Origin of the sequence: Streptomyces sp. NPDC002181, from assembly GCF_042890485.1 — a bacterium.
In the GTDB taxonomy this organism is placed as follows: domain Bacteria; phylum Actinomycetota; class Actinomycetes; order Streptomycetales; family Streptomycetaceae; genus Streptomyces.
This window is the reverse complement of sequence record NZ_JBIASC010000003.1, coordinates 415,007-437,547: the sequence shown is the minus strand read 5'-3', so window position 1 is coordinate 437,547 and position 22,541 is coordinate 415,007. Positions and strand designations below refer to the sequence as shown.

16 protein-coding genes and 2 pseudogenes are annotated in these 22,541 nt (G+C 73.2%); 9 read left to right on the top strand and 9 right to left on the bottom strand.

The features are described 5' to 3' along the window. Positions 1-311 precede the first annotated feature (311 nt). Positions 312-4,703, top strand: a complete 4,392-nt coding sequence (locus ACFYXV_RS11360; protein WP_389382711.1) for a ricin-type beta-trefoil lectin domain protein — start codon at positions 312-314, stop codon at positions 4,701-4,703. Positions 4,704-4,799: 96 nt separating this feature from the next. On the opposite strand, the gene ACFYXV_RS11355 is transcribed toward ACFYXV_RS11360, so the two are convergent. Then, entirely contained in the window at positions 4,800-5,708 is a 909-nt protein-coding gene (locus ACFYXV_RS11355; RefSeq protein WP_389382839.1) for a GlxA family transcriptional regulator, read from the bottom strand. 141 nt (positions 5,709-5,849) lie between these two features. Here ACFYXV_RS11355 and ACFYXV_RS11350 point away from each other — a divergent pair, with 141 nt between their 5' ends. Together ACFYXV_RS11350 and ACFYXV_RS11345 are read left to right on the top strand one after the other, a co-directional pair. After that, positions 5,850-6,443 carry an MBL fold metallo-hydrolase gene (locus ACFYXV_RS11350; protein ID WP_385473269.1) on the top strand — a complete coding sequence of 198 codons (594 nt, stop codon included), beginning with the start codon at positions 5,850-5,852 and terminating at the stop codon, positions 6,441-6,443. A gap of 31 nt (positions 6,444-6,474) precedes the next feature. Then, a pseudogene (locus ACFYXV_RS11345) lies at positions 6,475-6,615 on the top strand (IS5/IS1182 family transposase); the annotation flags it as partial. On the opposite strand, the gene ACFYXV_RS11340 reads toward ACFYXV_RS11345, so the two are convergent. The 3 genes from ACFYXV_RS11340 to ACFYXV_RS11330 all read right to left on the bottom strand — a co-directional run bounded on the left by ACFYXV_RS11340 (position 6,616) and on the right by ACFYXV_RS11330 (position 8,592). Beyond that, on the bottom strand, positions 6,616-7,161 hold the full coding sequence (locus ACFYXV_RS11340) for an MOSC domain-containing protein (protein WP_389382710.1): 546 nt from the start codon (positions 7,159-7,161) through the stop codon (positions 6,616-6,618). After that, positions 7,161-7,931, bottom strand: a complete 771-nt coding sequence (locus tag ACFYXV_RS11335; protein ID WP_385473334.1) for an SGNH/GDSL hydrolase family protein — start codon at positions 7,929-7,931, stop codon at positions 7,161-7,163. Before ACFYXV_RS11335 ends, ACFYXV_RS11340 begins: the two co-directional genes overlap by 1 nt. 91 nt (positions 7,932-8,022) lie before the next feature. Next, a complete protein-coding gene (locus tag ACFYXV_RS11330) occupies positions 8,023-8,592 on the bottom strand; it encodes a PadR family transcriptional regulator (protein WP_385473266.1) in 570 nt (189 codons plus the stop codon). Positions 8,593-8,711: 119 nt separating this feature from the next. Between ACFYXV_RS11330 and ACFYXV_RS11325 the strand changes: the two genes are divergently transcribed. The 3 genes from ACFYXV_RS11325 to ACFYXV_RS11315 are packed head-to-tail and all read left to right on the top strand — an operon-like array spanning position 8,712 to position 10,405. Beyond that, a complete protein-coding gene (locus ACFYXV_RS11325) occupies positions 8,712-9,155 on the top strand; it encodes a nuclear transport factor 2 family protein (RefSeq protein ID WP_383495083.1) in 444 nt (147 codons plus the stop codon). 45 nt (positions 9,156-9,200) lie between these two features. After that, positions 9,201-9,536: a MazG-like family protein gene (locus ACFYXV_RS11320; protein WP_385473263.1), complete on the top strand. Its 336-nt coding sequence runs from the start codon at positions 9,201-9,203 to the stop codon at positions 9,534-9,536. After that, entirely contained in the window at positions 9,536-10,405 is an 870-nt protein-coding gene (locus tag ACFYXV_RS11315) for a RimK family alpha-L-glutamate ligase (protein ID WP_389382709.1), read from the top strand. Before ACFYXV_RS11320 ends, ACFYXV_RS11315 begins: the two co-directional genes overlap by 1 nt. Here ACFYXV_RS11315 and ACFYXV_RS11310 read toward each other — a convergent pair. Both ACFYXV_RS11310 and ACFYXV_RS11305 read right to left on the bottom strand, forming a co-directional pair. After that, positions 10,374-11,246: an endonuclease/exonuclease/phosphatase family protein gene (locus ACFYXV_RS11310; protein ID WP_389382708.1), complete on the bottom strand. Its 873-nt coding sequence runs from the start codon at positions 11,244-11,246 to the stop codon at positions 10,374-10,376. The genes ACFYXV_RS11315 and ACFYXV_RS11310 overlap by 32 nt on opposite strands. 224 nt (positions 11,247-11,470) lie before the next feature. Continuing rightward, a complete protein-coding gene (locus ACFYXV_RS11305; protein ID WP_385473253.1) occupies positions 11,471-13,606 on the bottom strand; it encodes a SpoIIE family protein phosphatase in 2,136 nt (711 codons plus the stop codon). A gap of 348 nt (positions 13,607-13,954) precedes the next feature. Here ACFYXV_RS11305 and ACFYXV_RS11300 point away from each other — a divergent pair, with 348 nt between their 5' ends. From ACFYXV_RS11300 to ACFYXV_RS11290, 3 genes are all read left to right on the top strand, one after another. After that, entirely contained in the window at positions 13,955-14,320 is a 366-nt protein-coding gene (locus ACFYXV_RS11300; RefSeq protein WP_385473250.1) for a hypothetical protein, read from the top strand. A gap of 174 nt (positions 14,321-14,494) precedes the next feature. Next, positions 14,495-18,433, top strand: a complete 3,939-nt coding sequence (locus tag ACFYXV_RS11295) for a helix-turn-helix domain-containing protein (protein WP_389382707.1) — start codon at positions 14,495-14,497, stop codon at positions 18,431-18,433. A gap of 130 nt (positions 18,434-18,563) precedes the next feature. Next, complete coding sequence (locus tag ACFYXV_RS11290; RefSeq protein ID WP_389382706.1) at positions 18,564-19,856, top strand: serine hydrolase domain-containing protein; 1,293 nt, start codon at positions 18,564-18,566, stop codon at positions 19,854-19,856. A gap of 60 nt (positions 19,857-19,916) precedes the next feature. Here the strand turns inward: ACFYXV_RS11290 and ACFYXV_RS11285 are convergent, their stop codons facing one another. The 3 genes and pseudogenes from ACFYXV_RS11285 to ACFYXV_RS11275 form a co-directional block, all read right to left on the bottom strand. Then, positions 19,917-20,690, bottom strand: coding sequence for a class I SAM-dependent methyltransferase (locus ACFYXV_RS11285; protein WP_385473858.1), 774 nt, complete (start codon positions 20,688-20,690; stop codon positions 19,917-19,919). A gap of 48 nt (positions 20,691-20,738) precedes the next feature. Beyond that, the gene (locus tag ACFYXV_RS11280; protein WP_389382705.1) at positions 20,739-21,686 is read right to left on the bottom strand and encodes an ABC transporter permease subunit; all 948 of its coding nucleotides are present in this window, start codon (positions 21,684-21,686) and stop codon (positions 20,739-20,741) included. Then, positions 21,683-22,516, bottom strand: a pseudogene (locus ACFYXV_RS11275) (ABC transporter ATP-binding protein); the annotation flags it as partial. The gene ACFYXV_RS11280 and the pseudogene ACFYXV_RS11275, both read right to left, overlap by 4 nt. Positions 22,517-22,541: the final 25 nt, after the last annotated feature.

Below are 22,541 nucleotides of genomic sequence, written 5' to 3'. Positions count from 1 at the left end.
CCAGTCGTGTGATCGTCCGGAGGCTATTGATGGCAATGAGGCTTAATCAATACCGTGACTCGCCAGTGAGTTCGAAGTGAACCAGCCATCCGTGCAGGCGATTTGCATACCATTTATGCAGGACAAACATTCCGCAAATCCGACAAGTCATCACGCCCTCGCACCTGCGCACCGTCCCAACACGACGGTCAAACATGGGGGAATCAAGGATTCCACCCGGTGCTCTCTTGTAAGGAAAATGACTGATGGTTGACCGAAGAGTCCGTGATACGAGCAGACTCAGACGGGCGACGCTGTCTCGAAAAATGCTTGTGGGAATTTCCGTTCTCGCCCTCTGCTCGCCGGCGGCACCGGCCCTCGCAGCGAACGGAACCACTGCCCCGGCCCCCGCCGGCAGCATGCTCGCCGCCCAGCGGGAGGCCGCGGCGAAGCACGCGGCCGTCCCCGTGGCCTCGCTCACCACCCAGACCTCCGACACCGTGGCGAACCCGGACGGCTCCTTCACCTCCACCACCCACCTCAAGCCCGTCCGCGTCCGCAAGGGCGGCTCCTGGACCCCCGTCGACGCGACGCTGCACAAGAACGCGGACGGCACCTGGTCCCCCGCCGCCAGCCCGAACGGGGTGGCCCTCTCGGGTGGCGGTACGGGCGCCGCCGTCCGGCTGGCCCACGAGGACGGCGGCAAGCTCGAACTGACCATGCCGTTCGCGCTGCCGGCCCCCGAGGTCTCCGGCGACACCGCGCTGTACCGATCGGTACTGCCGGGCGTCGACCTCTCGGTGTCCGTCACCGATCAGGGCGGCTTCAGCGACATCCTGATCGTCCACGACGCGGCAGCGGCCGCCGACCCCCGCGTCCGGGAGCTGCGGCTCGCGACCGCCGCCGACGGACTCAAGGTCAGCCCGACCGCGTCCGGTGGGATGACCGCCACGACCGCGAACGGCACGCTCGACTACGTCTCACCGCGCCCGCTCATGTGGGACTCGGCCACCGAAGCCGCGGGAACGCCACAGGCCAAGTCCGTCCTGACCAAGCCTGCCGCCGCCGCGGCCACCCCGGCCGTCACCCCCGAGCAGCGGCCCGGAGCGCCCGCCGCCTCCTCCGTCGACGGACCGGGCGGCGGCGCGCACGTCGACGGGGTGCCGATGACCGCGACGGCGGACGCGCTCACGCTGCGCCCCGACGGATCGGCCCTCACCGGCCCCGACGTCGTCTACCCGGTCTACATCGACCCGTACACCAACCCCGTGTCGAGCAAGTCGGGCCACTTCGACGAGGTGTACTCCAGCGGCTCGTGCTCCGGCAGCCCTCAGTACGACAAGCCGCAGTCCAGCGGCGAGGGCGTGGGCTATCAGCGCTGGGGCGGCGCCTGCGGCACCGGCCTGGAGCGCTCGTACTACGCCATCGACACCAGTGGGCTCTCACCGCGGATGGTGGTGTCGAACGCCCTGATCACGATCCCGACCACCTACGCCGCGAGCTGGAGCTGCTCGAAGAACCAGCCGATCACCCTGCGCACCACGGGCGCGATCGGCTCCGGAACCACCTGGAACAGCCAGCCGGGCGTCGACAACGGGTACGCGGCGGTGAGCACCTCGGTGCCCAGCGGCGCGAACTCCAACAGCAGTTGCAGCAACAGCACCGCCAGCTTCACGGTGACAGGCCAGGCCCAGAAGATCGCCCAGAACGGCATCGGCACCTGGACCGTCGGCCTGTTCGGCGACGAGTCGCTGTCCTCCGGCAACGACAACTACCTGCGCGTCTCGACCGTGATCACCCTGGTGACCACCTTCGACATCGCCCCGGACGCGCCGTCCGACCTCCACACCACCCCGTCCGCCGTCGGCGCCTCCGGCCCGTGCACCGTCACGGGGCTCGGCTGGGTCGGCGCCGCCTCGTACTCCGAGGCGGGCAGCAGCCTCCAGCTGCACTCGACCGTCCGGACCAACGTTTCCGGTGAACTGGCGAGCGCGGTCTACGAGTTCTGGGACCGCTCCACACTCACCAACGGCAACCCGACCACGATCGCCACGCCGTCCAGCCCGTACGTCGCCTCCGGCCAGGACGCGGCCGTCCCGGTCGGGATCGCGCTCAAGGACGGCCACGAGTACGGCTGGAACGCCTACGCCAAGGACAACGCGTCCGCCGCTCTGACCTCTCCGGTCTCCGAGCACTGCTGGTTCCGTACGGACTTCAGCCCGCCCCGGACCCCCGACATCGGCGCGAACGCCTCCTTCCCGCACGTCGGCGGCGGCAGCGGCAACCCCGTCGTCTACGCGGGACCGGGCCGCACCACCTCCTTCGACGTGGTCGCGGGCGATCCCGCGCCCGCCGCCACCTGCACCCCCGGCCCCTGCCTCTCCAGCGGCGTCGACCACTTCGTGTGGCGGCTCGACAGCCGGCCCACGGCCCAGGCGGGAACCTCGGTCCCGGTCGTGGCCACCGACGGCGCGGGCCGGGCGAGCGCGAAGCTCACCGTCCCCGTGACCACGTGGGGTGTCCACACCCTGTACGTCGCCGCCGTGGACCGGGCCGGCAACCTCTCCCAGGCGCCGGTCAGTTACACGTACGCCGTGCCGTGGAACCCGGACACGAAGATCACGCCGGGCGACATCACCGGCGACGGCATATCCGACCTGCTCGCCACCACGCGCACCGGCGACCTCAACCTGATCCCCGGCAACACCGACGCCGCCCAGCCCGTCAAGCCCGCACAGACCGGCCCCCGCACCGACCCCGCCCCGCCCGTCACCGGCCCGGTGACCGTCGCGACCGCCGCCCACTCCCCCGACGGCACGGGCTGGGACAACTACCTCATCGCCCACCGCGGCAACCTGCACGGCTCCGACGTGGACGACCTCTTCGCCTACAACAAGCAGACCCACAACCTCTACATCGTCAAGAACGACCTCGACCCGTCCTCCGACACCGCCTTCCCGCGCGTGCCGTACTCCACGTACGCCGGCTTCACCGGCCGGCGCTTCGACGTCGTGCCGAAGGACCCCTGCGAGTCCGCGACCCGCGTGGCCGACGACTCCCGCTGCCGCACCGCCGGGTACGACGCCTCCACCTGGTCGGTGGACCAGCTGGTGACCCCGGGCAACCTCTACGGCAACACCAACAACTTCCCGGCGGTGGTCACCGTCGAGAACAAGAAGCTGTGGATCTACCAGACCGACGGCGGCGGCCACTTCAAGCACCCGCTGCTGCTCGGTGACGGCGACTGGTCCGGCCTGACCCTGATGGGCCCCGGCGCCGTCGGCGGCACCCTCGCGGTGGACGGCTCAGGCAAGGGCACGGTCACGGGAGGCGCCCCGGCGCTGTGGGCCCGCGACGACGCCACGGGCACCGTCTACAGCTTCCCCGTCACCGTCGACGCGAACACGCTCGTGCCGGCCCTGCTGCACTCTCCCGTGCACAGCACCCTGCCGTCCGCGGTGCCCGTCACCGGCGGCGGCAAGCTGTGCCTCGACGTGGACCACGCGCACACCGCCGACGGCACCAGGGTCCAGGTGTGGGGCTGCAACGACACGCCGGCGCAGCAGTGGACGCTGCTGGCCGACGGCAGCATTCGCGCCGTGGGCCACTGCCTCGACGTGTCCGGCGGCGGTGTCGCCACCGGGACCATCGTCCAGCTGTGGACGTGCAACGGCTCGCCGGCGCAGAAGTGGACGCTCGGGGCCAACGGCAGTCTGGTGAACCCGAACTCCGGCATGTGCCTGGACGATCCCCGCGGAGACACCACCCAGGGCACCCAGCTGATGATCTACACCTGCAACGGCGGGACGAACCAGGACTGGACCACGGGCGCCAAGACCGGCTGGCAGATCGCCCCGGCCGGTCCGCTCGCACCGCTCCTGACGAAGGCCGAGTACCCGGCGGTCATGTCCCCCGGTGACCTGAACAGCGCCGCGGGCGGCCCCGACGGCAACCCCGAGCTGTACGCCGTCGACGCCGGCGGCCAGCTGATCGAGTACCCCGGCAGCGCCCCGGCGGCCGGACTCGCGGCCTTCGCAGCTCCCGCCTCGCTGGGCGCGGTCGGCAGCTCGGCCACGCACGCATGGCGGCTGGACGAGGGCACGGGCACCGCGGTGGCCGACGGTCCGGGCACACTCGACGCGACCCTGGCCGGCGCCTACACCTGGACCACGGACGCCGCTCGCGGGCGGGTCCTGAACCTGTCCGGCACCACCGGCTACGCAGCCTCCACCGGCCCCGCCGTCGACTCGTCCGGCAGCTACTCGGTCTCCGCCTGGGTCAAGCTGGGTTCCCTGAGCGCCAACTCGACCTTCGTATCCCAGTCGGATGCCGGTGAGAAGACCAACAACCTGCAGCTGTACTACTCGGCCGGCAAGAAGGTGTGGGCGTTCGGGATGCACCACGAGGCCCCGAGCTCCGGCTACTCCGCCGTGTACGGGGAATCGGCGCAGGTGGGCCGCTGGACCCACCTGGTCGGCGTCTTCGACGCGTCCACCGACCAGATGAGCCTGTACGTCGACGGGCAGCTCTCGGCGACCGGCCCGTACACGGGCACCCACTGGAACGCGGCGGGCCCGGTGCAGATCGGCCGCCGCATCGGCGGCGGACCGTACGGCGAGTACGCGAACGGCGCGGTGAGCGACGTCCGCCTCTACCCGGTGGCCCTCCCGCCGTCCAACGCGGCCGCCACCGCCGACCTCCCGACGATCACCCAGCTCGACTGACCCCGACGGCGGACGCAGTACGGCCCTCCCGGCTCGCCGGGAGGGCCGTACTGCGTCCCCCGGGCCCCTGCGGGTGGGGCGCGTCCGCTGCGGCTCCTACGGGGTGCGGGTGAAGGCGCTGCGGTAGGCGCGGGGCGGGACTCCGCGGCGGCGCACGAACTGTTCGCGCAGTACCGCGGCGCTTCCGTAGCCGACCTGCCGGGCGATCTCCTCCACGGGCAGGCCGGTGGTCTCCAGGAGTTCCTCCGCTCTGCTCAGGCGCAGGCTCCGCAGCCAGGCGTGCGGGGTGGTGCCGGTCGCGGCGGTGAAGCGGCGGGCGAAGGAGCGTCTGCTCATCATCGCGCGGCGGGCCAGCTCCGTGACGGGCAGCGGCTCGTGGAGGTGGGCGCGGGCCCAGTCGAGGACCGCGCCGAGCCTCTCGTCCTGTCCGTTGTCGGGGACGGGCGCGGCGAGGTACTGGGCCTGCCCGCCGTCGCGGTGGGAGGGCAGCACCATGTCCCGGGCGATGCCGTTGGCCCGTGCCGCGCCGTGTTCCCGCCGCAGCAGGTGCAGGCACAGGTCGAAGCCCGCCGCCGCTCCCGCGCCCGTGACGATGCCGCCTTCGTCGATGTAGAGGGCGTCGGGCTCCACGGTGACCCGCGGGTGGCGGCCGGCGAGGAGATCGGCGAACCGCCAGTGCGTGGTCGCCCGCCGGCCGTCGAGGAGTCCGGCGGCGGCGAGCGCGAACGTGCCCACGCAGTGGGCCGCGACGACGGCTCCGCGTCCGTGCGCGGCCCTGAGCGCGTCAAGTACCGCGGGAGCGGGCGGAGTACGGAAATCCGTGCCGGGCAGGACGAGCAGCAGGTCGGCCCCGGCGAGGCGGTCCAGGCCGTGGGCGACGGACAGCGGCACCCCGCAGTCCGTGGCCACCGGCCCGGGCCGGTCGGCGCACAGGGCGAACTCGAAGCCGGGCAGCGCCGCCCCGTGGGGGCCGAAGACCTCGGTGACGATGCCGACGGCGAGCATGCCGACGCCGGAGGGCAGGTACGCGGCGACGGTCTTGAAAGGGGGCACGGGCGGAGTCTGGCACACGGTTGGCACGAATCCTGCGATCACCGGCAGGAGTGCCACTCGTGAACACCCGCCGCTCCCGCAAGGATTGGGGCCATGACAGACGCACCGCGCGGCCGCAGCGCCGCATACAAGGTCCTGACCACCGGTTACGTGGGCTCCACCGGCCCCGGGGTCGCCGCGACCGTGTCCTACGTCCACGACGCGGGACGGCACGTGATCTTCGACCCGGGCATGGTGGCCCGCCACGAGGACATCCTCGTCCCGCTCGCCGAACTCGGCCTCGGCCCCGAGGACATCACCGACGTCGTCCTCAGCCACCACCACCCCGACAACACCATGAACGCGGGCCTCTTCGGCCGTGCCCGGGTGCACGACCACAAGGTGGAGTACCGGGGCGACCAGTGGACGAACCGCGACGCCGAGGGTTACGAACTCACCCCGTCCCTGCGCCTGATCCGCACCCCCGGCCACAGCGCCGAGGACATCACCCTGCTCGCCGGCACCGAGACGGGCGTCGTGGCGTTCGCCGGCGACCTCTGGTGGCACGCCGACGGCCCCGCCGACGACCCCGTGGCCCCGGACCGCGAGGTGCACCGCGCCTCCCGGCTGCGCGTCCTGGCCGCGGCGGACCTGATCGTGCCCGGCCACGGAGGCCCGTTCCAGGCCGACGACAGCACCCCGCGCTAGAGCGTGTCTCTTTGGTCGGTTGGTCTGTTGACGTCGTGGAATCCGCGCTGTCGTCCCCCAGCCGTCCGACCAGATCGGCCACCGTCTGCGGCGAGGCAGTGCCGGCGGCCGGCCGCCGTCCTTCGACGCCGAGGCGTACGAGCAGCGCAACGCGGTCGAGCGATGCAAGAACCTAGACTCGTTCCAGCGGGCGGTGAGGGCGTGGCGGGGGCTCGACCTGGATGGAATCGTCGGGGCGGACGGTCCCTCCACGGCGGACCACAGCCATGACGCCGCACTTGAACGTGAACTCGCCGGACAAGGGGTCCATGGCGAAGACCTCACCAAGCAGTCCCTTGCGGAAGTCGTTGATCTTCGAGCACGGGTTGCGCAGTCCGGTCACCTCGAGCACCGCCTGCTCCCCGAGATGGAGCAGGGCGCCGGTGGGCAGGCCCAACAGGTCCATCCCGCGCGTGGTGATGTTTTCGCCGAGCTGGCCCGCAGAGACCCTGAAGCCCTTGAGCGCGAGTTCGTCGAAGAGTTCCTCGTGCATCAGGTGGACCTGGCGCAGGTTGGGCAGGTGCGGCTCGTAGGTCATGCGGAACTGGTGGCGGATCGTCTCACCTGCGTGAACGTCTCCTTCCACTCCGAGCCCCGTGAGCAACCTGATGGAATCGCGATTGGACTTGCTGAACGAGTACCCCTCGTTACGGCTCACCGCAGTCACCTGACCAGGCATCACGCCCTCCACGTGCAGGCCGGCCGCACCGGAAGGAGCTCCGGGCGCTTCGCCGTGCGGGCGTCGCCCGAGGAGCGGCCGCGCAGGCGCCGCCCCAGCCAGGGGCCCAGGAACGCGGCGGCCCAGCGCAGTTCGGCGGCGAGGGTGGGACGGGGAGCCCCGTCCGGGGGCAGCGGGTGCGTCCACGAGTCGTCGCTGCCCGGCAGTCCGAGGGCGTACGCGAGCGAGGCGGCGATCCGCTCGTGGCCGAGCGGGCTCGCGTGCAGCCGGTCCGCGCTCCACAGCCGCGGGTCGGTGACCACCGGATGGTGCCCCGTCTCGACGACGACCACCCCGTGCCGGTCCCCGGCGGCCCGGATCCGGTCGTTGAGGGCGCTCAGGCGCGGGGCGAGGGGGCGGGCGAGCGGAGTGATCCGGCCGAGGTCCGGAAAGGTCAGCGTCATGACGCGCGTCCCCCGGGCGGTGAGCGCGGCGAACATCGCCTCCAGGTGGCCCGCGACCTCGTCCGCGTCGAATCGCGGCCGCAGCACGTCGTTGACCCCGGCGACGACGGTGGCCAGGTCGGGCTTCAGGGCGAGGGCGGGCGCGAGCTGCTCGGCGCGGACCTGGCCGGCGAGCCGGCCCCGGACGGCCAGGTTGGCGTACGCCAGACCGGGGCTGTGGAGCGCGAGGTGCTCGGCGAGCCGGTCGGCCAGGCCCCGCAGGCCGGTGGCGTCGTCCCCGTCCCCGAGCCCCTCGGTCTGACTGTCGCCGAGGGCCACGTACCTCAGGTACGCGTGCCCGGCGGGCTCAGTGGGGTCAGTGGGCTCAGTGAGGCCATTGGGCTCAATGGGGTCCGTGGGCTCCGCGCGGTCGGCGCGGTCAGCGGGTTGCACGAGCCGCCTCCCGCTCCCGCAGAACGGCGATCGTCCGCTCGCACCAGTCGCGGTTGCCCCGCTCGAAGGCGAGGCCGCGCAGGCAGGTCAGGTACGGGCCGATGCCCTCGCCGTACCGCAGGAAGTCCTCCTCGGACCGGTCGCCCCGCATCTTGTCCAGCAGACCGCCGAACAGGTCGACCTTGGCCTGCGCGAAGGCGGCGCGCTCCGTGAGCTGCGCGATGAGCGTCGCGGGGTCCACGTGGTCGGCGGCCTGGACCTTCACGATGAGGTCGTCGCGGATGGAGGAGGGCTTGGCGGCGGAGGCGGTGAACCGCTCCAGTTCCGCGAGGCCGGCCGCCGTGACGGTGAACAGGCGCTTGTTGGGCCGGGTGTCCTGGACCACCTCCCGGCCCGTGATCATCCCGTCCTTCTCCAGCCGGGTCAGCTCGGCGTAGAGCTGCTGCGGGAGGGCGTGCCAGAAGTTCGCGACGCCGAGGTCGAAGGCCTTCGCCAGCTGGTACCCGCTCAGCTCCTCGTCCAGCAGCGCCGCCAGTACGGCGTGGCGCAAAGCCATCGGATCGCCTCCCTCTCGCCCCTGTTTCCGGCGCCGCCCCTGTGCACGGACGCCTCTCGCATGATACTCAAGAAACTGACTAATCATATTCGTGAGTAGCAGATCCTCAGGGAGAAGCCGTGAACGCAGCCGACCGTTTCCGCGCCGCCGTGGAGAGCCGGGACCTCGCCGCACTGGAGGACCTGTTCACGGAGGACGTGCGCCTGTACAGCCCCGTGAAGTTCACCCCGTTCGAGGGCCGGCCGATGGTGCTGGCCCTCTTCGGGGTGCTGCTGCGCACCTTCGAGGACTTCCGTTACGTAGGCCGGTACGAGGGCAGCGCCGAGACGAGCGTCGACGGCACCGTGTCCCCGTCGGAGGTCCTGCTCTTCCGGGCGACGGTGAACGGCAAGGCGATCCACGGCATCGACCTGGTCCACTACGCCGAGGACGGCCGGATCAGGGAGTTCACGGTGATGGTCCGGCCCCAGTCCGCGGTGCACGCCCTGGGTGAGGCGGTCCTCGCCGGGCTGGTCGCCGACGGCCTGGTCCCGGCTCCGGCCGCGGGGGCGGCGGGTCGTTAGGCTGCGTGCGGCAGCCCGCTCCCGTACGTACGCCCGGAGGAACCGGTGGACATCCGCTCGGCCCAGCAGCTCGCCTGGGACAACAAGCTCGCGAAGGGCTTCAACACCACCGACGTGCCACTGGAGTTCGGGCTGCTGACCGCCGAGGTCGGGGAGGCCTTCACCGCCTGGCGCGGGAAACTGCCCGACTTCGGCGAGGAGCTCGCGGACGTGTTCCTGTACCTCGCGGCGCTCGCCGAGATGAACGGCATCGACCTGGAGTCCGAGGTGGAGCGGAAGCTGGCCAAGAACCGCGACCGGGTCTACGCACGGGACGGGCGGGGCGTCCTGCTGCGCGTCGAGACCCCGGACGGCGCGGCCGAAGAGACGGGGAGCCGCTGATGTCCGCCGCCGCCAGAGTGGCCCTGGCCACCTCGGACCCGGGCCTGGCCTGGGACACCGACCTGCCCCTGATCCTCGATGCGCTGCGCGCCCGCGGTCTCGACGCCGTGGCGGCGGTCTGGGACGCCCCGGACTTCGACTGGTCGCGGTGCGCAGCGGTGGTCATCCGGTCCACCTGGGGTTACGAGCAGCACCTGCCGCAGTACCTGGCCTGGGCCGATGCGGTGCAGGAGGTGACTCGGCTCGACAATCCGGCGTGGCTGGTCCGCTGGAACACCGACAAGCGGTACCTCGGGGAGCTCGCCGGCCGCGGTGTCCCCGTCGTGCCGACGCGGTTCATCGCGCCGGGCGAGGCCGTCGCCCTGCCCGGGCACGGCCAGTTCGTCGTCAAGCCGACGGTGTCGGCGGGGGCCCGCGGCGCCGCGCGCTACACGGAGGACCTCCACGAGAAGGCGGCCGGTCACATCGCGGCCCTCCACGCGGCCGGATCGACCGCGATGGTGCAGCCGTACCTGACCCGGATCGAGGAGGGCGAGCGGGCGCTCGTCTTCCTCGGCGGCTCCTTCAGCCACGCCGTGCGCAAGGGTCCGGTGCTGACCGACATCGGGACCGTCGACGACGACCGCGTGCCGCATCCGGGTGTGGTGCGGCACCTGCCGTCGCCTGCCGAACTCGCCCTGGCCGAGGCGGCGCTGGCGGCCGTGCCCGGGTCGCCGGACCTGCTGCACGCGCGGGTGGACATCGCGACGGCGGACGACGGGGCGCCGGTCGTGATGGAGCTGGAACTCGTGGAGCCCAACCTCTTCATGGGTCACAGCGAGCACGGTCTGGTGCGCTTCACCGACCTCGTGCGGGAGCGCGCCAGATGATGTGAGCGGCGACGGGCAGGTGGTCGCTGCCCGTCGCGGGCAGCGACCGGATCCGCGTGACGGTCGCCGAGCGCGTCAGGACCTGGTCGATCCTGGCCAGCGGCAGTGCCGCGGGCCAGCTGAACGCGAAGTCCCGCGGCGGCGCTTCCGTGCGCGAGGTGACCGGGTCCAGTCCGCGGTCGTCCACGGTGCCGTTGAGGTCCCCGAGCAGGATCAGCGGATCCGTCGGCTCGGCGGCGATCGCGGCGCCGAGCAGTGCGGCGCTCTCGTCCCGGCGTACGGAACCGAAGCCGTGCGTCGGGCTCAGGCGCAGGGAGGGCAGGTGCGCCACGTACACGGCGACCTCCCCGTGCGGCGTACGGGCGGTGGCGCGCAGTCCGCGGTTCCAGCCCTCCCCGACCCCGGCCGGCCTGATGTCCACCGCGCGCACGTCCGCCAGCGGGTGCTTCGACCAGAGCCCGACCGTACCCGCCACCGCGCGGTACGGGTACCGCGGCGCGAGCACGGCCGCGTACGCCGGCTCGGCGGCGGGCGTCAGCTCCTCCAGCGCGAGCAGATCGGCGCCGGTACCGGCCAGCGCCCGCGCGGTCCCCTCCGGGTCGGGGTTCTCGTCGCCGACGTTGTGCTGGACGGCGAGGAGATCGGGTGCCCGCTCCGCGCCGGGGAGCAGGTGGCCGCCGAAGAGGCCGAGCCAGGCGGCGGCGGGCACCAGGGCGGCGAGCCCGGCCACGGTCGCACGGCGCAGCACCGCCAGGGCGGCGAGGAGCGGGACGGCGAGGCCCAGCCAGGGCAGGAACGTTTCGAGCAGGCTGCCGGGACGGCCCGGCAGCCCGTCGGGCACCGCACCGTGGAAGACCAGCAGGCAGGCGAGGAGGACCGCGAGCCCCGCGAGGACGCGCCCCCGACGGCGCCACGACCACTGCTCCGGCCTTCGCCCGCGGCTTCGCCCCCGCCGGCGCCCGCGGCTTCGCCCGGGCCACCGCCCCGCCCCCTGCTCGCCCACGCGCCCCCTGCCCCCGGTCGGCTCCGCTTCCCCGCGTCGCGCTCCGCCACCCGCTTCGTACGCTACGACGACGCCCGGCGCGGTGATCCGGTTCCCCGGGCCGGCGGGCGGCCGGGGACCGCGCCGACCCGCCCGGGGACCGCGCCGACCCGGGCGAGGACCAGCACGGTGTCGTCCGTCGCCGTGTCGGGCAGCAGACGGGCGAGGATCCGGTCGGCGCCCTCCTCCAGCGAACCGAGCGGCGCCCGCAGTTGCTCGCACAGCGCCTCGATGCCGGTGTCGATGTCCTGGCCGCGGGCCTCGACGAGCCCGTCGGTGTACAGGGCCACGGTGGCGCCCTCGGGGATCTCGATCTCGATCGACCGGTACGGGACGCCGCCCACCCCGAGCGGGACCCCGAGCACGTCGCCGACGGCGTGCACGGTTCCGTCCCGGTGGCGTACGAGCGGCGGCGGGTGGCCGGCGTTGGCGATGCGGGCGCGCCCGGTGTGGGGGTCGTACAGGAGGTACAGGAAGGTCGCCCACTCGATGCCGGCCTCCTGCGCGCAGGCGTCGAGCTCTTCGAGCAGGGCCACGGGCTCGGCGGTGTGCCGGGCGAGGGTCTTCGCGGTGATCCGCAGCCGTCCCATGGCCGCGGCGGCGGGCACGCCGTGTCCCATCACGTCGCCGACGACGAGGGCCACCCGGTCGTCGGGCAGGGTGATCGCGTCGTACCAGTCCCCGCCGACCTCGGTACCGCGGCTGCCGGGCAGGTAGCGGTGGCTGATGTCCACGTACGGGCCCGCCGCGGGGGCACTGGGCAGCAGGGCCCGCTGGAGGGTGAGCGCGATGTCCCGGACCTTGCCGTACAGCCGGGCGTTGTCCAGGCACAGGGCGGCCCGGGAGGCCAGTTCACCGGCGAGTGCGAGGTCCTCCTCGCCGAAGGCGGGGCGGGCGGCGGAGCGGCCGAACATGGCGATGCCCTGCACGGTGCCGCGGGCGATGAGCGGGGCCATGAGGATGCAGGTCAGACCGCTGTCGAGCAGCAGTTGCGCGCGCTGCTGGTGGACGATGGTCCGGGTCGCGAACTCCTGGTCCACCGTGAAACAGAGCGGACGGCCCGTGCTCAGCATCTGGTGGGTGTGGGAGCCCGGAGGGTACGTGACCTCCCGCAGACCGCTCACGAGTTCCACGGCGGGCTCGGGGAGGGTGGTGCCGGAGGCGATCCGGCGGGTGGCGACCGGCAGCTCCGGGTCGAACGCCTCGGTCTCGTCCATCCACTCCACCAGCTCCACGACGGAGGCGTCGCAGAACTCCGGAACCACCGCGCCGACCAGCTCGCGCGCGGTGGTGTTCAGGTCCAGGGTCGTACCGATGCTCGCCGCCGCCCGGTCGAGCAGGGCCAGGCGCCGGCGGGCGGCCGTCGCCTCCAGGATGGCCTGCTCGCGTTCGGTGACGTCCAGCAGCAGGCCGCCCACTCCGCGGCGGGTGTCGCCCGCGCCGGTGAGCGGGAAGAAGCTGACCGAACGCACCTGGTCGAGGTCGGGGCGTCCCGGTGTGCGCAGGCCCACGAGGGTGCCGATCACGGTCCGGCCCTCCTCGGCCACGGAGCGCAGCATGCGCTGGTACTCCCCGCCGTCCGAGGTGATCATGATGTCGGCCATCCGGCGGCCCAGGTGCTCGGCGAGCGGGACCCCGTCCATGTCGGCCATGGCCTGGTTGAGGTGGACGTAGCGCAGCTCCTCGTCCAGCATGACCAGGCCGATCGGGCAGGTCTCGAAGAGGGAGTCGAGGAAGGACAGGTTGGTCTTCACCCGGTCCAGTTCGTCGCCGCGGCTCGCCAGTCCGATGACCACGGACGCGCCGGTGGCCCCGGTCATCGGGAAGACCCGGAAGCCGCAGTCGAACACCGAGCCGTCCCGGTGGAGCGCGGGCAGCCGTACGCGCCAGTAGCCGAGGGTCCGGGCGCGCTCGGTGAGGTGGGCGGCCGCGCCGGAGGCCTCGCCCGGGGCCGGTTCGGGAAAGAGGGCGGCCGCGGGGCGGGTCAGCACCGAGCCGGGCGCGTGGCCGAAGAGGCTCTGCGCGCCGGGGCCCCAGTAGCAGACCCGGTCCTCGTCGTCGATGCCGAAGACGGCCACCACCACGTGTTCCAGCAAGGACCCCGGTTCGGACCGGATCGGGCCGGGGTCGTCGGTGCCCCCCAGCCGGTCCGATGGCATCGGCGGGCCCCCTTCTGCGCGCGTCTCGCGCGCGTGCGCGGCTGATACCGGCGCCCGCACGGCGAAAACGGGCTGCCCCCTCAATTCTGCCCGCCATCGGGGCGGAGGACATTACGGCGCCGGACGGGAGCCGGGGTGTGACCACCGGTGACGGGTTGCCCTCCCTCGCACTGTGGCGCAGGTCAGGCGGGGTTTCCCGGTCCGGGCCGGCGATGGGCAACGGGAAACCCGTCGACCCCCGGGGGCCGGCGGGCAAGGCTGAAGACGTCAGCGAGTCGGGGCGGCAGGACCGAACGAACTCACCGGGCCCCGACGTCAACACAAGGACTCACCCAACAGGGGGACACCATGCGCAAGATGATCCGCGGCGCCGCCGCGCTCGCCACCGCCGCGGCGGCCGTCGTCGCACTGAGCGGCCCGGCCGACGCCAGGCCCGCCGACGACTGGGCCGGCTGTCCGTACGGGTCGGTCTGCATCTACCCGGAGAACCAGAACCCGGCCGTCAAGCCGACCCACATCTTCACCAGCTACGGAGCCCACAACCTCGTCAACCAGTTCGGCCGCCACTGGGTCCTCAACAACCAGTACGGCGGGGCCACCGCGAGCCTGTGCACCGGCTCCGGCGGCAAGGGCTGCGGATCCCCCATCGCCGAGGGCAGGGGTGTCTACGCCGATCTCGGTCCCATCAACTCCATCACCCTCAATCGCCCGTAACGGGGCCCCTGTTCGTGGCCTTCCGGGTCCGCCGCTCCCCCGGCGGACCCGGAAGGCCGCTCCACCGCGCGCGTCGCGCCACGCCTTCGCGACGCGCGCTGCGCCGTCCGACCCCCGCGGTAGCCTGGGACGTTCCATCTCACGACCTGGGCGCGCTGTGCCATGGGGGATGCCGTGGGGGACCCGGACCGCGGACGCGACACCGATCACCACACCGATCAGCACACCGATCACGAGCCCGATCCGCTCGGAGCGGCCGGCACGGCCGGCGCCGCCGCCGCGGCCTTTCCGGCCCAGTTGCGCCGGCTGCGGGTGCAGCGCGGCCTGTCGCTGGCCGACATGGCCCGCCGGACGCACTACAGCAAGGGCTATCTGAGCAAGATCGAGACCGGCGCCAAACGCGCCACCCACGATGTCGCGCTGCGCTGCGACCGGGTGCTGGAGGCCGGGGGCACGCTCCTCCAACTGGTTCCGGAGGCCGAGGTGCCGAAGCCCCGTACCACCGCGGCCACCGCGGCCACCGCGCCCGCCGGGCAGGCGCAGTCGGCCGGCGAGTGCCCCTACCGCGGGCTCGCGGCGTTCACCTCGCGCGACGCGGACTGGTTCTTCGGCCGCGACCGGGTGACCGCAGCCCTGGTCGAGCGGGTCTTCGACCGGATCGGCGGCGGCCCGCTGGTGCTCGTCGGCCGGTCGGGCGCCGGAAAGTCCTCCCTGCTCAGCGCGGGTCTGGTACCCGCCCTGCGGCGCACCGGCGGGTTCCCGATGGCGGGGGCCGACGGGTGGCCGGTCGTACGGTTCACCCCGACCGCGCATCCCCTCCAGGAGCTCCTGGACTCCACCGCCAAGGTGCTGGGCGGTGATCCCGGGATCACCGTAGGGGAACTGCGGGAGCGGCCGCGGCGCCTGCTGGAAGCCGTCCGCGGCCTGGCGGACGGCGCCCCCGGCGAGGCCGGGGAAGCCGGGGAGGCCGGGAAGGGCCGGCCCGCCTCCGTGCGGCCGGTACTGCTCGTCGACCAGTTCGAGGAACTCTTCACGCTCTGCTCCGACGAGGACGAGCGGCGCGGGTTCGTCCACGTCCTGTGCGCCCTGGCCACGGCGGAACCGGGGACGACGGCGCACGACCCGGCCGTCGTGGTGCTCGGCGTGCGGGCCGACTTCACGGGCAGCTGTCTGGACCTGCCCGAACTGGCCGCGGCCTGCACCGACGGGTTGTTCGTCCTCCCCCCGATGTCCGTCGCCGAGCTGCGCGAGTCGATCACCCGCCCCGCCGGGCTCGCCGGACTCACCCTCGAACCGGGCCTGGTCCAGCTGCTGCTGCGCGACGCGGGCCTGCGGGAGGGGCCCGCGGCGGCCCCGGACGCCCCGGCGGCCGGGCCCGGTGACACTCCGTCGGGTGCGCTGCCGCTGGTCTCCCACGCGCTGATGGCCACCTGGCAGCGGCGCTCCGGCTCCACCCTGACCGTCGCGGGGTACGAGGAATCGGGCGGCATCCAGGGGGCGGTCGCGCACACCGCCGAGAACGTGTTCGCCCGCCTGTACCCCGAGGAGCAGCGGACGATCCGCCGCGTCCTGGTGGCGCTGGTCCACGTCGCCGACGGCGCGGGGGCGACGCGGCGGCGCACGTCCCGGGCCGAACTGATGGGGCAGCTCGGCGGTGCGGACCGGGCCACGGCCGCCCTCGACGCGTTCGTCCGGGCCCGGCTGATCACGATGGACAGCGACACCGTCGAGATCACCCACGAGGCCCTGCTGCACGCCTGGCCGCGGCTGCGCGGATGGATCAACGCCGACCGGGACGGGCTGCTGGTCCACCGGCAGCTGGCCCGCGCCGCCGGGGAATGGGAGCGCGAGGGGCGCGATCCGTCCGTCCTGTACCGCGGGAGCCGGCTGCGCGCCGCCGATGCCTGGGCCGGGGAACTCGACGGCGGGAGCCGGCTCGGTCCCCGGGAGGAGGCCTTCCTGAGCGCGAGCCGGGCCGCGGAGGACGCCCGGCGCGCGCAGGCGTTGCGCCAGGTCCGGCTCCGGCAGCGGGTGGTGGCCCTGCTCGGCGTCCTGCTGGTGCTGGCCCTGACCGCCGGGGCCGTCGCGTACCAGCAGCGGTCGGGCGCGCTCCGCCAGGAGCGCACCGCCCGCGCGCAGGCCCTCGCCGTCCGCTCCACCTCCCTCGCCGCCGGTCAGCCCGAGGCCTCGATGCGGCTCGCGGAGGAGGCGTACCGCACGGAGGCGAACCCCGAGGCGCGGGGCGCGCTGCTGAGCACTCAGTCCCAGCCCTTCCTCGCCCGGCTCGGCGGGCACGGCGGGCCGGTCAACGCGGTGGCGTTCGCCCCGGGCGGCGGGCTGCTGGCGAGCGCCGGTTCCGACGGGAAGGTGCTGCTGCGGCGGGTCGCGGACCGGCGGACGACGGCCACGCTGACCATGCCGGGCCAGGTGCGCGCGATCGCGTTCGGGCCGGGCGGCCGGACCCTCGCCGCGACGTCCTCGGAGGGTCCGGTCCGGGTGTGGGACACGGACGGGCACGTCGTCGCCGTGCTCCCGGCGCGGACGGCGGACGCCCGGGCCGTGGCCTTCGCGCCCGACGGGCGCACGCTCGCCGTCGCGGGCGCGGACGGGACGGTCCGGCTGTGCGATCCCGCCGGCGGCGGGTCGGCCGTGGCCGAGCTGACCGGCCACACGGGGAGGGTCAACGCCCTCGCGTACGCGCCGGACGGCGGGACGCTGGTGTCGGCGGGCGCCGACCAGACCGTACGGCTGTGGGATCCGGTGGCGGCCCGTCAGATCGCCGTCCTGGCCGGGCACACCGCCGAGGTGCTGGGGGTGGCCTTCGCGCCGGACGGGCGGACGGTGGCCTCCGGGGGCGTCGACCGGACCCTGCGGCTGTGGGACGTGGCCGAGCGGCGCACGACGCTGGCGCTGACGGGTCACACCGACGACATCAACGCGGTGGCCTACACCCCGGACGGCACCACGGTCGTCAGCGCGGGCGGCGACGGCACCACCCGCCTGTGGGACGTGCGCGGCGGCCGGGCGGTCGCCACGCTCGCCGGGCACACCGACTACGTGCTCGGGGTCGCGGTGGACCCCGGCGGCACGCTGCTGGCCACCGCGGCCTTCGACCAGTCGGTGGTGCTCTGGGACCTGCGCGGTCCGGTGCTGACCGCGCGTCCGTTCACGGAGATCTGGCAGGCCGCGTACAGCCCGGACGGGAAACTGCTGGCCACCGCGGACGCCGATCACACGGTGCTGCTGTGGGAGGTGGCGGGGCGGCGGGTGGCCGCCTCGCTCACGGGCCACACCGAGACGGTGTTCTCGGTGGCCTTCTCCCCGGACGGGCGGCTGCTGGCCTCGGCGGGCTCCGACGGTTCGGTACGGCTCTGGGACGTGGCCTCCCGTACGGCGCTGGGCACGCTGACCGGGCACGGCGGGATCGTGTACGCGGTGGCCTTCTCCCCCGACGGGCGGCTGCTGGCCTCGGCCGGTTCCGACCGGACGGTCAGGCTCTGGGACGTGGCCTCCCGAACCGCCCTGGGCACGCTCACCGGTCATACGGACTTCGCGAACGACGTGGCGTTCAGCCCGGACGGGCGCACGCTGGCCAGTGCCGGCGACGATCTGACCGTACGTCTGTGGGACGTGCCCGGGCGGCGGCCGCTGGCGACGCTCACCGGCCACGCCGGTGCGGTCCGGGCGGTCGCGTTCAGCCCGGACGGGCGGACACTGGCGAGCAGCGGCAACGACGGCACCGTACGCCTGTGGGACGCCCGGCGGCCGGCGTCGGGGGGCGGGGCCGGGGCCGCGGCCGTGCTGTCGGGCCACACCGGCTCCGTGCGCGCCCTCGCCTTCTCCCCCGACGGGCGGTGGCTGGCCAGCAGCGGCAACGACCGTACGGTGCGGCTGTGGGAGGTGGCCGGACGGCGGCCGTGGGCCGCCCTGACGGGACACACGAGCGCGGTGTGGGGCGTGGTCTTCTCGCCCGACGGGCGGACGGTGGCGAGCAGCAGCAACGACGGCACGGTACGGCTGTGGAACCCGGATCCGGGGGCCCGGCTGGCGGAGATCTGCCGGCTGCGCGCGGGCACCGAGTGGCTGAAAAGGGCCCCTGCCTGCACGTTCTGAGGCGACAGGTGCACGAGCCGGACCTGCGGGGCACGTACGATCACAGCCCGCGGACTTGACCGCCCCGCGGCGGCGAGTTCGCGACTGCGACAACCAAAACCGTCTTCTCATACCGTAGTTGAGGAACAACGTGCGCCTGCCTCTCGACCGACGCCTGACTCTCAGTGCCGCCCTGCTCGCCGTCGTGGCCGGCGTGGTGCCGGCCACCGCCGCCCAGGCGGCCGCGAGCCCGTTCGCCGTGCCGGCGGCGGCGCAGTCCACTGCCGCGCCCGCCCCGAAGCCCGATATGGAGGCCGTGACGCAGGCGTTGAAGAACACCCTCGCGGTCGGGGCTCCCGGCGCGATGGTCCGCATCACCGGCTCCGGTGCGCCGCTGACCAGTGCGGTCGGCGTCCAGGACCGGACCACGGGCGCGGCCATGGACGTGAACGGCCGCTTCAGGATCGGCAGCGTCACCAAGACGTTCTCCAGCGTCGTCCTGCTCCAGCTGGTGGAGGAGGGCAAGATCAGCCTGGACGCCCCGGTCAACCAGTACCTGCCCGGCCTGCTCCCCGACGACCGGATCACGGTCCGTCACCTGATGACCCACCGCAGTGGACTGTCGGACTACACGAACGCCATGTTCGACAAGACCGTGCCCGGCTTCGAGGCCGTCCGGAACAAGGTCTTCACCTACCAGGAGCTGGTCGCCCTCTCGCTGCGCGAGCCGCGCACGACCGAGCCGGGCGTCTCGTACCAGTACTCCAACACCAACTTCGTGGTCGTCGGCATGCTCATCGAGAAGGCCACCGGGCACGGGGTGGCCAAGGAGTACGAGAAGCGCATCATCAAGCCGCTCAAGCTGAAGAACACCTCCTACGTCCACCCCTCGACGGAGATCAAGGGCGCCCACCTGCACGGCTACCTGCACCCGGACGAGGCGGGCGCGCCGCTGGTCGACTCCACCGAGCAGACCGTGTCCTGGGCCCAGTCCGCCGGCGCGATGATCTCGAACGCGGCCGACCTGAACACCTTCACGTCCGCGCTGCTCGGCGGCAAGCTGCTGAAGCCGGCCACGCTGGACGCCATGCTCACCATGACCCCGACGGACGCCGCGAACTCCCGTTTCTACGGCCTGGGCCTGCGCCGCTACGACCTGTCGTGCGGTACCTCGGTGTACGGGCACACCGGCACCGTGCAGGGCTTCTACACGTACGCCTTCACCACCCGCGACGGCAAGCACAGCCTCGCGGCGGTGGCGAACACCTCGAACAAGGGCGCGGCCAACACGGCCCTGGGCGGGACGCTCGAAGGCGCGTTCTGCGGGAAGAAGACCCCGGCGGCCGGCCCGGCGGCCGCGCCCTCCCAGCGCGGCTTCGCGCTGCTCCCGGCGCTGACCGCGGCCCCGGCCGAGCAGGACCTGCCGGAGCGCGGCTCGCGCTGAGCCCGGTGACGGAAGCCGCCGGGCCGGACCCCGTGGTCCGGCCCGGCGGCACGTCCCGTATCAGGCCGTCACACGGATCTTGGACTGACCGTGGCCGAAGCGCTCCCAGTCCTCCATGAACCGGGCGTTCAGCCCGTGCCGGGCCGCGAGGTCGACGAGGGTCCGGGTGCGGTAGTAGAAGTCCTCCCGCAAGACCTGGTGTTCGGTGCCCTCGGTCCGGTCGAAGGTGAAGTCGAAGAAGCCGCCCGGGGCCAGGATGCGGCCGACGTGGGCGAAGCACTCCTCGATGATCTCGATCGGCGAGTGGGAGAACACGCTGTGGGCGTGCACGACGTCGAAGTACGCGTCGGGCAGGAAGTCGAGCGTGAGGTCCTGGGTGAGGGTGAGGTGCGGCAGCTTGCCCTGGAGCTCCTGGCGGGCCAGCGTCTGCTTGGCCGATATGAGGATGTCCGGCGAGATGTCGATCCCGTAGTAGTGGCCGGGGTCGAGGTGCTCGATGAACCGCCAGCCGGCGCGCAGGTTGCCGCAGCCGATGTCCAGCATCGTGTGGCGCGGGCTGAGGCCGTGCTCCACCAGGTACTCGAACTGCATCTTGCCGAGGGCCAGCCAGCGGTCGTGGGTCTGGCTGCCGACGGCGGCCTCGGGATTGCGGGCGGTGTCGGAGGCCATGACCGCCCGGTAGTAGCCCACGTGGTCCGGGTGCTTGAGCCGCAGCCAGCTGTCGCGGGCGGCGCGGCGGACGTACGGGCCGATGCGCGCGGGGTTGCGCGCCGCGTAGCGGACCTTGTGGGCCAGGGTGGTGCGGTTGGCGATGAGGTTCTTCTTGGTTGCCACGGGAGGTTCCTCCGGAAGGAGCGGTGGACAGGGGCCGGGCCGTCGCGCTCAGCCGAGGCGGCGGCCGCGCAGCCGGACGGCCGTCAGGGTCACGAGGGCCAGGGCGAGGAGCAGGTAGACCGTGGTGTCGATCCCCTGGAAGGTCCAGAAGTCGGAGCTGGGGTACACCTTGTGCACCCGGCCCGTGAAGCCGTGCTCGTCCATGCAGGCGCGCAGTTTCTCGCCCGAGAACAGGCAGTTCTCCAGCGGGTGCTGGGCCCCGTCGGGGGTGAGGTAGCGGTATCCCGCCGACCATGCGCTGCCGATGAGCTGCTTGGGCTGCATTCCGGGGGTGATCCGGTCGACGGGAGTGACGAAGTCCCTGCGGAAGAAGGTCAGTACGGCGGCCACCGCGAGGACCGCGCCGAGGGTCACGCCCATCGCGGTGAGGGTACGGCGGACCAGCAGGCCGATCGCGGTCCCCGCGGCCAGGGCGAACAGGGCGCCGGCGACGGCCGAGGGGCCGGAGGCGTTGAGGATGTACGGATCGTGCCAGTACACCCCGTCGTACATGTTGGCGATCGGCGCCCACCACCAGGCGAGGAGTCCGGCGACGGCGGTGGAGACGGCGACGGCGCCGAGCGCGGCCAGGCCGAAGCGGGCGGCGAACCAGCGCCGGACGCCGGTGTCCTGGGTGAGGACGACCTTGATCGTGCCGCTCTCCAGCTCGCGGCCGATGAGCGGGGCTCCCCAGAACATGCCGATGGCCGCCGGCAGGGCCAGGCCGATGACGCCCAGGAGACGGATGCCCGAGCTGCTCTCGGACATGGCGGCGTAGGTCTCGGGCGGGCATTCGCCGTTCCAGCCCTTGCACTGCGAGAGGTCGTAGCCGCTGACCGCCTCCATGAGGTCGGCCCGCCGCAGGGCGACCCAGAGCGTGAGGGCCGTGACCAGCAGGGCTCCGGTGAGGATGAGCAGGCGCTGCTGGCGCCAGGCGAGCCACAGGGTGCCCGTCATGCCGCGGCCTCCGTTGCGTGTGCGGCGCTGCGGGGGCCGGAGCGCAGGTGGGCGAGCAGGAGCTCTTCGAGGGAGGGCGTCGCGGTGATCCAGCGTCCGTCGGCCACCCCCGAAGGGAGGGGGCTGCCCGGTGCGTTGCGTACGAGCGCGGTCAGCTGGCGGCCGGTGGTGGTGGCGTGGACGACGGCGCCGCGGTCCGCGCCGTGCGGCAGCCCGTCCGGGGTGTCGGGGTCGGCGCGGCCGGTCAGGCGGGTGTACGCCTCGCGCAGGTCCTGGGCGTCGCCCGCGAGCCGGATCCGGCCGCCTTGCAGGAGCAGGACGTGGTCGCAGACGTTCTCCAGCTCGGGCAGGACGTGCGAGGAGATCACGACGGTGATCCCGCGGTCGGCGACCTCGGCCATCAGCAGGCCCATCACCTCGTGGCGCACCAGCGGGTCGAGGTCGGCGAGCGGCTCGTCCAGCAGGAGCAGGTCGGCCTGTTTGCCGAGGGCCAGGGCCAGCGCGACGCGGGTGCGCTTGCCTCCGGAGAGGGTGACGATCCGGGTCCTCGGCGAGATCCCGCCCTCACCGACGATGCGTTCGGCCTTGGCCTGGTTCCAGTGGCGGGGGCTGAGTCTGCGGCCCACGGACAGCATCTCGGCGACGGTGAACTGCGGGTAGAGCGGCTTGTCCTGGCTGACGAAGGCCGTCCGGGCGCGGGCGGCCCGGGTGCCGGGGCGGGCGCCGAAGACCCGTATCTCCCCGGTGGTGGGCCGCAGCAGGCCGGCCGCGAGGTGGAGCAGCGTGCTCTTGCCCGCCCCGTTGGGGCCGACGAGCGCGGAGATCCGGCCCGCCGGCAGTTCGAAGTCGCAGTCG